The 11,473-nt window shown below is 56.1% G+C and carries 9 protein-coding genes and 1 pseudogene; 3 read left to right on the plus strand and 7 right to left on the minus strand.

The genetic code is table 11. The annotated features are described in order from the left end of the window. Window position 1: 1 nt before the first annotated feature. The 5 genes from AC2FIT_RS21820 to AC2FIT_RS21840 all read right to left on the minus strand — a co-directional run bounded on the left by AC2FIT_RS21820 (window position 2) and on the right by AC2FIT_RS21840 (window position 5,727). Window positions 2–523, minus strand: coding sequence for a hypothetical protein (locus AC2FIT_RS21820; protein ID WP_496832434.1), 522 nt, complete (start codon window positions 521–523; stop codon window positions 2–4). After that, the gene (locus tag AC2FIT_RS21825) at window positions 523–1,809 is read right to left on the minus strand and encodes a mechanosensitive ion channel family protein (RefSeq protein WP_496832435.1); all 1,287 of its coding nucleotides are present in this window, start codon (window positions 1,807–1,809) and stop codon (window positions 523–525) included. Before AC2FIT_RS21825 ends, AC2FIT_RS21820 begins: the two co-directional genes overlap by 1 nt. A 1-nt stretch (window position 1,810) precedes the next feature. Further along, entirely contained in the window at window positions 1,811–3,145 is a 1,335-nt protein-coding gene (locus AC2FIT_RS21830; RefSeq protein WP_496832437.1) for a serine hydrolase domain-containing protein, read from the minus strand. A 630-nt stretch (window positions 3,146–3,775) separates the two neighbouring features. Then, the gene (locus AC2FIT_RS21835) at window positions 3,776–5,428 is read right to left on the minus strand and encodes an arylsulfatase (RefSeq protein ID WP_496832438.1); all 1,653 of its coding nucleotides are present in this window, start codon (window positions 5,426–5,428) and stop codon (window positions 3,776–3,778) included. A gap of 17 nt (window positions 5,429–5,445) precedes the next feature. Continuing rightward, on the minus strand, window positions 5,446–5,727 hold the full coding sequence (locus tag AC2FIT_RS21840; protein ID WP_496832440.1) for a hypothetical protein: 282 nt from the start codon (window positions 5,725–5,727) through the stop codon (window positions 5,446–5,448). Window positions 5,728–6,056: 329 nt separating this feature from the next. Here AC2FIT_RS21840 and AC2FIT_RS21845 point away from each other — a divergent pair, with 329 nt between their 5' ends. Further along, entirely contained in the window at window positions 6,057–7,868 is a 1,812-nt protein-coding gene (locus AC2FIT_RS21845) for a tetratricopeptide repeat protein (protein WP_496832442.1), read from the plus strand. A 46-nt stretch (window positions 7,869–7,914) separates the two neighbouring features. On the opposite strand, the gene AC2FIT_RS21850 is transcribed toward AC2FIT_RS21845, so the two are convergent. Then, a complete protein-coding gene (locus tag AC2FIT_RS21850; protein ID WP_496832444.1) occupies window positions 7,915–8,244 on the minus strand; it encodes a hypothetical protein in 330 nt (109 codons plus the stop codon). Between the two features lie 1,212 nt (window positions 8,245–9,456). On the opposite strand from AC2FIT_RS21850, the pseudogene AC2FIT_RS21855 reads away from it, so the two are divergent. After that, a pseudogene (locus tag AC2FIT_RS21855) lies at window positions 9,457–9,582 on the plus strand (IS6 family transposase); the annotation flags it as partial. Between the two features lie 154 nt (window positions 9,583–9,736). Then, window positions 9,737–10,540 (plus strand): Hint domain-containing protein, encoded by an 804-nt coding sequence (locus AC2FIT_RS21860; RefSeq protein WP_496832446.1) that lies wholly within the window; start codon window positions 9,737–9,739, stop codon window positions 10,538–10,540. Between the two features lie 272 nt (window positions 10,541–10,812). Here AC2FIT_RS21860 and AC2FIT_RS21865 read toward each other — a convergent pair. After that, window positions 10,813–11,473 (minus strand): hypothetical protein (locus tag AC2FIT_RS21865; RefSeq protein ID WP_496832447.1); only part of this gene is annotated, 661 nt, incomplete at its 5' end.

The following is an 11,473-nucleotide window of genomic DNA, read 5'->3' on the forward strand; positions in this document are numbered from 1 at the left end:
CTCAATGAATCAGGTGCTTGAGGACCGCCAGACCTAGGCCCACAGACCCTGAGAAGAGGCCGCCAAGGATCGCCGGGAGAAGCTTCCCGTCGATAACCCAACCGACACGCACCCCCAGAATTGCCAGCAGGAGAATTGCCACCACCTGAGAGAGCATCAATGCGAGCTCAGCTGATATCCATCCAAAGCCCGCAAGGATAAAGAAGAGCGTCGGCAAGTTCGCGACCGCGAGCGTTGGCGCGCTGTGGCGCCATGCCTTTCGCCACGCGCCGCGCGTCATCCGTTCGCCTGTGTCGAGTGCATGCGCCATCAGTTCGGCGAACGCCTTGGCAAGCGTTATGGCGAAAACGGAGCCAAAGAGCACGGCGGCTGTCTCGAAAGGCGGCTGGGGGTGGTGGCCAGCGGCGATCAGAATGCTCAGCACCATGATGGCACCGTAGATGATGCCGAATGCGGCGCGATCGATCCGCTGCCAGCCCGTCGCTGCGGAGTGCATCTCTTGGTCTTTGGGCTTTACTGCCATCAGCCTGCCTGTGTTTTGATATGAATGTCCCGCTGAGGGTACGGGATGGAGATGCCCGCCGCGTCAAACGCCTCTTTCATCTGCTGCGTCAGATCCCAGTAAACCATCCAGTAATCATCGGTCTTGACCCAGGGGCGACAGATGAAGTTGACCGAGCTGTCCGCCAATTGGTGCACGCGAATGGTGGGCTCCGGATCTTCGAGGGTTGCGGGGTGCTCCGCCACGACGCGCTCCAGGATCGCCAGCGCTTCGGGAATACTGTCCTCGTAAGCTATCCCGAAGATCAGATCGACGCGTCGCGTGTCGCTCGCCGTGACATTGGTGATGACGTTGCCCCAGACATTCTTGTTGGGAATGACAATGATCTGGTTGTCCGGCGTCGTGACCGTTGTCGCGACAATGCTTACGGATTTGACAGTGCCGCCGACGCCGCCGACCAGAACGTAATCGCCTTCATCAAACGGCTGGTTGATCATGATCATCAACCCACTGGCCAGATTGCCCAGCGTGTCCTGAAACGCGAAGGCAAGGATAAAGGACGCACCGCCGATCATCGCAAACAGGGGCGTGACGTTCACGCCGAGGCTTGCCAGAACGATAAGCAGACCGATGGTCAAGACCAGCCAGAAGACAACGCCGACCAGAAACGTCTCGAGCAGGGTGGATATCGTGGGAACCCGTCCGATCCACTTTCGCGCAAGGCCCCGGATCATGCGTGCGATCGCAACGAGGGCGACAAAGGCGACCACCACGATCCCCAGATCCTTGACAATCGCCAATCCGCCGTCGAGCCGCGTTGCCCATTCGACGAAGGCAAAGAAGATGGCCCGCGGGCTTGCCAGGATCGTCTCGTTGAAGAATATCGATTCGCGATAGGTCCGCAGGTCGCTGACGAGGGAGGGATCTCCGCCCTTGCTTTCGAAGGCATCCACGACCATGGAATACCGCTCGAAGACAGCAGCGCGCGCTTCAACCATTTGTGCGATATCCCGGTAAGCGGCCTCAGTCGCCGCATCGGGATTGCGCAGCAGGTCAATCTGCGCGTCCGAGATCGCGCGTGTTTCAGCCTCAACAACGCCCTGCCAAGCGCGCGCCAACGGTTCGAGTTGTTCTTTCGTAAGCGGAATAAGCTCGAAGGCGAGTTCTTTCTTGGGGACCTGCGGACTTACCTGAACCTCAGGTACCCTTTGTTCGGAGCTTGCAGCTTCAGTCTCTTGCGCCGTCGCATGTCCCACTGGGATTAGGATGTACGCTAGGCATAGAACGATCAGTCTGAACAGACGCATTTCAGTCAAGGCTCATGAGATACTCAGCCACCGCCTGATAGGCGGGAAGGGAGGTCGGGTCGATGAACCCGTTCTGCGCGCGTGGATATGATGCCAGCCGGACCAAAACCATCTCCGCGGTCGGATCGACATAGATCGTCTGACCGTGGACACCGCGGGCGGCATAGGCCCCGTGCGCGTTGTGAAACACCCACCATTGGCTGGTGTAGCTTCCATCCGGGATCGTGGGGAACCCGGCAAACTTCGATTGGTCGCCTCCAGCGGCGATCTTTTGGGCGACCTCGGGCGGGAAGAGCTGCGCGCCGTTCAGCCGACCCTCGTCAAGCATCAGTTGGCCAAGCCGACCCAGATCGCGCAGACCCGCGGTCACGCCGCCTCCGGCAAACGGCACGCCTTTGCCGTCGACGGTCTGATACGCATCCTGCTCAGCCCCCATGGGCCGCCATAGCCGATCAGAGGCAAGGTCCGTCACGGCGTGTCCAGTCACCCGGCTGATGATCCAGCCCAGCATGTCGGAGTTGATGGTCTTGTAGTGGAATGCATCGCCATGCTCGCCGTCCGGCGGCACCTGCTGAAGGTATTCCCAATACCCGTCCGGGCCATCGTAGCCTTCGGGCTTGGGCAGGGGGCTCGCGGCGCGGGAATAGACCCAGATGTCGGCCTCGGGATCGGAGTAATCCTCGGAATACTGCACGCCCGTTGTCATATCCATGACCTGCCGGACCGTGGCCGTCGCAAAGGCGCTGTCACCGATCTCGGGGATCACGTCGCGCACAAGCAGCTTATCGTCGAGCACGCCCTCTGCCACCAGGATCTCCCCCAAAAGGCCGGTGATCGACTTGGTCATCGACATGATCGCGTGCTTGCCGTCCTCTTCTAGACAGCCGAAATACCGCTCATAGACCACCTGACCCTTGTGCAGGATCAGCATGCCGTCGGTGTAATTCTCGTATAGCGATTCCTCCCACGTCATCTCAGCGTCGCCACCGATTGGTTGAAAGGTCAGCGCGTCGATCTGCGCCCGAAGCTCTGCAAAATCGGCGGGTGTGGGATAGGTCAGCGGCACCGGAGCGCCGAGACCACGGCTGATTTCTTCCGTGGGCAGGAACTCCCGCAAATGACAGACTGACCAGCGCAGACGCGGGAAGCTGAAATAGACGCTATCAGGCTGCGTGATCATCTTGTCCTCGGGCGGCGGAAAGCCCTGCATCCAGCCCATAACCCGTGGGTCAGAATCCTGAGCTGACAGCGGTGCGGATTGTGCAAATACCCCAGATGCTGTTCCAAATGCCAGAAAGGCGGCAATCGCCAGTTTACAAACATTCGATGACGGCAAAGTGACTTCCTCTGTTTTGATTTGTTTAACAATATCGAATGTGATGCATTTCTGGAAGGACGCGCCTGGCGGGAGCGATGCTCACACAATCGGGGCTTTCAGGCCTCTATGAAAAATTTACCACCAAAGACCGCCATCTCCAAGACGCACAAGCGAATGGCGCATTCTTACTGGGGGATCAGGTCCATTCATAACCCGCTTGACTGAGCTACAGCCGCTGACAACTTCGCCCTCAACCAAAAGGTTCTGGAAGTAAACAACACGCTCGGAAGCGGTCCTTTAAATCCAATGGCTCTAAGGCGGCTTTGTCCGCAAAGTGGACATGCACTAAATTTTGACGAACGACTGCATCGAGCCCAGAGGAGACATAGTTAGCCTTCGACGTTCGCGAGTGCAGCACAGCTCTCGTCGATGGTGTCCGCTGCATTGCGGAAAGAAAAGCTGCCTTTGGTTCGGACCGCGGCGAGATTTAGCGCACCTAATGTCCGAGTTGCGAGACCTTCTGGACATTTGTCCTGCGAACACTGAACTGCGAACCGGGAACAAAGCGAATGTTGGGAAACATCGCAGGACATGTCAGCTTGCCGCAACGAAAATGAAAACTGCATCCATGCGCGTTGCGGCCCGTGTTTAGTTCCCGGTGGGCATGGGAATGCTGACGCCATCCTTCTGAAGTTGTTCACGAATATGCTGGAACCGGAAGTAGGCGGACAGCGTGACCGGACCCGTATAGGATTCGCTCTGCAACGGCCGCGGCGGATACTTCACGTAGGTTTCCATCTTCTTTTTGATCGCTTCGCTGACCGTTACCATGGTCCACGTCCGCTCGGTGTAGTTGTTCATGAAGATGTCATAGCGCTCCTGCGGATCCTGCCAGAGATCAAAGACCTGCGGTACGGTGGCAACGTATTTCTCCGCGCCTTTCCAGCCAAGGTTGCTGTCCACAGCCAGACCACCCGTCGCCTGGCCGTCATCACCGCGCAGGTTGAACACTGCCTTATAGTTCCCAACCCGTGCCGCGCCAGGCGTCAACTCGTTTTCAGTAAAGTAGAACCAGGCGTCGCGCTCGCTCTTGCCTGTGCCAAACAGAACGGGTGACATGTCGTAGCTGTCAAATATAATGGGTTCGCCAGCGCGGTCGTTTACGGGCAGTTCGACGCCGGCAAGGGAGGCGAAAGTCGCCATGAGATCCAGTCCACCGAGAATGTCGTGACTTTTCTTATTGGCTGCAACTTTTCCGGGCATCCACGCAATGGCGGGAACCCGGTTACCTCCCTCGCGCACGGTACCTTTTGTGCCACGGAACGGCGTGTACCCGGCGTCCGGATAAACATCCTGCCACGCTCCGTTGTCGGTCGTATAAAAGACGAATGTGTTATCGTCGAGATCAAGCTCGCGCACCTTGTCCATGATGCGCCCAATCCGAGCGTCCAGTTCCACCACCGAGTCCGCGTACTTGGACTTGGACAACGATTTGTGGATGTAGTCCGGGTGCGGCATGTTCGGCTGGTGCACTTTCATGAAGTTGATGTTCATGAAGAAGGGGGCGTCGGATTTTGCTGCCTTTTCGAGGTAGTCCAAAGAAGCCTTTTCGACGTAGCCATCGAAGAACGGGATTCCAACCACTCCATCAGGATACTCCGCCGTGGCCGTGTCCGGGGTATCGACGTACTGGCCGTTGATCTTGAATTCCTCTACCGCCGGTTCGCCTGCATTGCCTGACATGGCACCTTTGGTGACCTTTGCGAACATCGCCCGCAGTTCCGGGCTCATATCGGGGAACCACGTTGGATCAGCGTAGGTATAGGCGTTGAGGTGATACAGCCCCGCATACTTCATTTCGTCATAGCCCTGCGCATTGGGCAGCGCGTAGTCCGCTTCGCCCAAGTGCCATTTGCCAGTGAAGAATGTGTTGTAGGCACCAGTTTTCAGCATTGAGGCAAGCGTCCATTCGGCTGCGGGTAACCCGCCACCCTGCCCCTGGAAGGCCACTGTGGTCATGCCACTGCGGTTCGGAATGCGCCCAGTCTGCATCGCAGCACGTCCGGGCGTGCAGCTTGGTTGGGCATAGAACGACATGAACGTCATTCCTTCTTCGGCCAATTGATCGATTGCCGGTGTCGGCATTCCACGACCTTTGCCACCGCCGTATGGGCCAAGATCACCGTAGCCTGTATCATCCGATACAATCAGGATGATGTTCGGCTTCTTGTCCTGTGCAAAACCGGGCGAACCGCCTATCGCGAGCACGCCGGCAAGTACCGTGACCAGATGTAATTTCATTTCTATTTTTCCCGTTGCTAATTGTTCATGTCCCAAGCCTTTGTTTTCAGGCTTGTGATTCTTCCCGCAAGTGCAGCATCCAGACGCGATGCGATTTCGGCTGCAATTTCGTCGGCGAGTTGGCGGTATTCGACCGCCCGGACAGCGTTGTATCCGTCATTCCCCCAATGTCGGGCCGCTCTCGTCGCCGCTTCATAGTCCTTGCAGGCACAGCGGAAGTCTTCATCCCGTGCATAGATCCTGCGGATCTCCAGCTCGCGTGTCGGAAAACACTGCACCAAGGCGGATAAGGGTTTCATCGGAGACCCTCCTGTGGGCAGCGACAGGCACAAGTAGGCCCCAAAAACCCGTGAGTCTGGAGGTGCGAACATGTTCGAACCCTTGGGTGCGCTTCTGAATTGCCTGAACAGCGCGATCAGGCACGCTCGGAAAGAGAAAAGTTTGTCCGTGGCACGTCACATGGCGGTTTACCATCCGGTACGTGCGGCTTGCCTGTTCCCGCGGCGATACTGACTATTCGGTCCATCGCATCAGACAAAGGTCGAGGCGTGGCGGCTTGGAACTTCTGTTCCGCGCATCACTTCCCTATGCTACACGTCAGAAAGAGTTTTTTGCGAGGTCAAGGGGGATGAAACCAGCGGACGCGAGGATTGACGCTCAACGAGATTGCGTCGACCCGTCGCAGCCAGTTCCCTCGGCTGAGGATGTGCGGGCGCAACTGAAGCGGATGCTGGAGGGTGCGTCGTTCCGCGCCAGTCAGCGCCGCCGGACAATGCTGCGATTCATCGTTGACGAAAAACTTGCAGGCCGAGGTGATCGGCTTAAGGGTGTGACAGTTGCCCAGGCTGTCTTTGGGCGCGACGAAACCTTCGATCAGCAGTCGGATCCGGTCGTGCGCCTTGAAGCGCGACGGCTGCGCACCGACCTTGACAGTTACTATGTCGACGCTGGCAGCGAAGATCCTGTGCGCGTCACCATCCCCAAGGGCGGCTACGTACCGCACTTCGCTTGGCAGAGCCGCGACGCACACTCGTTAAATCCGCAGGTCGGACCATCCGGGTCCATGGCTGCGCAAAGCGAGAGTTCAAACGGCACAAGAGCTGAGACCGCGCGCCGACATGGGCGTCTGATCCTGATCGCCACGTTGTTTATGGTAAGCAGTCTGATGGCGATCGGCGCTGCTTTTGTCGGTTTGCGCGGGTCAGAACCGGACGTCGCTGTGACACGAACCCCCGCGATCATCGTGTTGCCATTCGATGCGTTTGGAGACATGGAAAACATCGAGCTGATCGCATCCGGTGTAACCGAAGAACTGATCGCAAACCTCATGCTTTTCCAGGATTTTCGGGTCTACTCGATGCCGAACAACTTTCGTCGACAGGCGGGTACTAACCCGGAAAACCTCGGGCGCGACCTGGGGGTTTCCTTCGTCGTGACGGGTCTGATGCAATCGCAGGACGGTCGGGTACACCTCCGCGCCCGGATGATCGAAACGCAAACGGGAGAGGTACGCTGGAGCGGTACTTACGACGAACCACTCACCCCTGGTGATCTGCTTGGGGTGCAACACGATCTTGCGGTGGCGATTTCGACAGAACTGGGCGAGCCCTATGGAGCGGTGAACGAAGCCATTGGGCGGCGCATGGTCAGTGGAAAAGCTCCCAGCATGCCGACTTACACATGTATCCTGCGGGCCTATAACTATAGGAGGAGCTTCGCCGATGCACTCTACGCACCCACCTTGGGCTGTCTGAAGCAAGCGGTAGTGCGCGACCCCGTCTATGCCGACGCTTGGGCGATGCTCGGATGGCTGCATCTCGACGGCGTGCGGATGGACGTTGTGCCCAAGGCAGAGCGCGCGGCAGAAATGGCCGCCGCCTTCGATGCGGCTTCCCGCGCGGTAGATCTGGACCGTGGCAGTCAGCGGTCGTTGGCAGCACTTTCGGCGGTCACGTTCTACCAAGGCGACTACGCCACGTCAGAGGCTCTGCAACGCGAAGTGATGGCGCTCAACCCGCATGATCCGGACCTCCTTGCCCAACTCGGCTGGCGGCTCGCGGTACGCGGTAACCGGGAAGGTCTCGAATATCTGGAGCAAGCGGTAACGCGCAGCGCAAATCCGCCGGGTTGGTATTATCACTTGATCGCTGTTTACGCTTATCTTGATGGTGACTACGCGCACGCCCTGGCCGCCGCCGAGAAGTCCTCGACGTCCGGCTCGGCTATGGGCTTGTCGCTCGCCGCGATGAGCCACGCCAAGCTCGGTGATATGCGGGCAGCTCAGGATGCACTTGCGACCATGGGTTCAGCCTGGCCTCTTCTGGCGCGCAACCCTGTTGCGGCCTACCGTATGCACCATGCGAACGACGAGATTGTCGAGGCCTTGGTCGAGGGACTGCGCTCGGCTGGTTGGACACCCGCGGACTCTGCGTCGCAGTGACGCCGACCGTTCGGCCTAAAATGCTTAAGAAGATATCCGAATGCGTTCACACATTAGCGTTTATGCGGCAGCCGAATTTGATCTGACGAGACAGGGTTTCTGGCTCATCATCGTGGCCAGGGATCTGCCGGCCTTTCGAATACCCGGAACGCCGATAAGACCAGACCGAGACAACTTGACTAGCGCGCTCGCGAAGTTCCTCTTTGGCGAGTGAAAGGATGAGACATACGACGTGCTCCTTCTGCTGCTCAAGGCGCTGATGCTTTGGCGTTAATCGGTTAAGTTCAATGACCGGTTTAGAGAAACCGCGCTGCATCGCCGCGATCGACTCGGTGATTTGGCCGCCGCGTGGAGGCAAATTTCGCTGCGTCGGCATCAGGCGGCTCCGTCCCGCGACTCGGACTTTCGACGATTTTTCATGAACGGCCGCTTCTGGTGAAAGCCGACTTTCAGGCTGGAAATGTCAAATCAACGGCTTCGAACGGCTGCTAAACGCGACACAGCAGACACTCACCAAAATTCGGCGTAGGTCTGCTCGGAGCCGAGGCTGTGTGAAAACTCTGACCAGTCTGCGAGATATGCCGAAAACACCCTTTATGTGCATTCCCTCGCGCTTCTGAGGAAGCTTTTGCACAGGCGCTGAAAACGAGCGCGACGAGAGAGCTCGTGGGTCGGAGTTTTCACACAGCCTCAGCCCAAAGCTGACCCAATTAAACAGGCCGAGAATCTTTAACCGCTTCAACTGGAACAAATTGGTCTCGTAGGACATCATTGATGCCGTTGCTGCGTCAATATCAGCCTCCAAAGCACCCATTACCGGCTTTTCCTTGAAAAACTACAATCGTGCTCCCAAGCTGATCGGAGTGAGTGAAAGTGCATTTTTTTAGCTTGTCTGGCCGCGTGGGATCCCCATACCCACGCGGCCAATTCTTTAAAAAGTTAGTAGCGACCACAAATCAGTTGTTCGACGCTAGCGCAGCGAAAGACCGGTTTCGAAATGAGCGAATTTAGCAGTGTTCAATGGGCAGCATTCGTTCATGCTAAGTGCAGCGAATGACTGCACCAAGCCTGTAGCAGCAAATCAATTCTAGGCTTGGGAAATGTATTGAAGCCATTTCCATCTGCCCTAAGATGACTTGGCCATTCGGTTAGCTTTAGGAGGAGTTATGCACGCAAATCTTAAAAACCGGCGTCGCGTGCTACAGGTGACTTTTCAGCGCTATTTGGACGCCGAAAGAGCTTTGGAAACCGCAACGAGAGAAATGAGATTATGGTTTCCCCCACAGCTTCGACCTCTCACATCGTCACTAGGGAATCCTGGTTCACGCATCCGTCGGCTGCATGACCAGCGCGACAGAGCTTTGAGGCAGATGCAGGTGGCTAGGTTGAAGCTTGAGGTAGCTAGAGATCGTCTAAAAATGAGACAGCTTGAGCAGAGAACTTCCAAGATATTGCTGATATCGTGCAACGGCAGATGACATCGCCGCTCCTCGCTCTGGACAATCTACATGAGGCCAGTCGGCGTTGGAACGGTCTTATCAGAAGAACTTTTCTTGAGGCGGGCATGAGGCGTTCGTAGCTTCTAGTCATGAAAAGACGATCGCCTTTCAAATACTTCAAAACCAGCCCCAAAATCATCCGCCTGGCGGTGATGTTGTATATTCGGTTTCCGCTCTCGCTTCGGAAAGTCGAAGATCTGATGCGCGAGCGCGGGGAACCCACTGTCCGCAAAGCAGACAAACAGCCCTTCTCATAAATCGCCAGAAGTGAATATAATGCGCTCATAAAGCTATAAACGGTGTGTAAAGGGGAACTTAGTAGCATTCGATATACTGGCGCATACTGTTAATGAGACAGGACAAGGCGATTTGGTTGTTCAAAACACTACAGCGCCAGCGATAATCGACGGGTCAACTATATCTTTCGACGGCGGGCAAACTTTTCAAAGTTACACGTATCTAGGTCAGGACAACTATCGGGGCACCGGTGAGTCCGGCGAATTTATCAGTGTTGGTGGACAAGTTTACGCTTACGATACCTTGAACCCTACCGGCCCTATGCGGACAGGCAACTGGAAGATTACCGAGGGAGACCTTGATCCCAGCAATCCGCCATGTTTCGTCGGCGGAACATTAATCCAAACTCCGCAAGGAGAAGTTCCGGTTGAAGACTTGAAGGAGGGCGACTTAGTCATTACCGCGTCGGGTAGAAACATGCCAATTCTTTGGGTCGGCAGCCGGCAGATCATGCCTTCCATGCTTCTTCGCAACCCTTCACTGCAACCTTTAAAAATAGACATAGGAGTTCTGGGGAACAAACGACCGTTACTGATTTCCCAACAACACAGACTTCTGGTTGCGGGTTACAAGTCCGAGCTATTTTTTGGTGAACCAGAAGTTTTAATCCCAGCCAGGGCGCTTATTGGATGCACGGGTGTTAGTTTGCACTATTCCGGTTCAACATTCACCTATCATCACTTGTTGCAGGAAGAACACCAAGTGGTTTACGCAAATGGTATTCCTTCAGAAAGCCTGTTTATAGGAGACCAGCTTGGTCGTACTGATGTCAATGAAATTAAACTGCTTTTTCCCAACCTTTTGAAAGAACTAAGTACAGCCAAGGCAGCAAGGCCTATAGTTTCACGTCAGGAAGCAAGAGTGTTGCTTTCATAAGAAAAACATGTGCGAACAGAAAAGCTCGGCTTCACTTAGACTACGAGCTCACCCGCATAGGTTTTGTCACCAAATGGGTCATGTGTCTGTCGGAATATTGCTGCGCTGAGTCGAACGGCAGTTTCGTCCGCAACTCGGTCATAGCCGAGTTATCGATCAGCGTCTGCTCTCTCGCGAAGCCGCCGCTCGAGGCTGGACGAGGGGGAAACTCCTTTTTACCAGAAGTGGTAAACATAAGTAATAAATAAACCCCTCCCCCTGCATTAGGACGCCTACTTAGACGACGACAGCGAATGGACGTTGTGCATGTCGGGGCGAATGCGCATCAAGTGATAGGATCGGGGGCGATTCCCGACTGAATACTCCTTGGCTATGCCGAGCAGACCGGCTGAACGTAGTGTTTGGATGGCCGCAGCAAATCGACGACGACTGAGGTTCGTATGCCCCGAATTGGTCATGGCGGTATGGCCTAGGGGGAATGTCTGGCAGGGGATGTGGCCATGATTGGATTGAAGAATTACGAAAAGGCCGATTGCGTCATACTTGTTGTCAAAAGTGGACAACCTGTCCAACGCTGTTCGATTCACACGAAATTCACTATCACGGCCTTGGTACACTTTGCCCTCCAATCGCTTGGTCCAGGCCCAATTGGCAATTTTGCGGAGTTCAGAATCTGGCATTGTGGCCGGGTCCTCGCACTCGTCATCGCGGATGAAGGCAAGATTGCAAAACAACTCGTCGGGCGTTTCCACGGCCTCGACCATTCCAATGGCGGCGAGGCTCAATTCCCGGTTGCGGTTGCCCTTGGCAATGGTTACCTTGATTGCTTGAGCCGCGTTGGCTTGAATGCCTATTACAGGCAATTCGGTCATACCCAGAATGCCCTGAACGGGTTGGTAGACGCCTCCATCAGGCCGGGTTGAAAGGGGGCCG

It is taken from the genome of Ruegeria sp. YTSA135, from assembly GCF_059610165.1.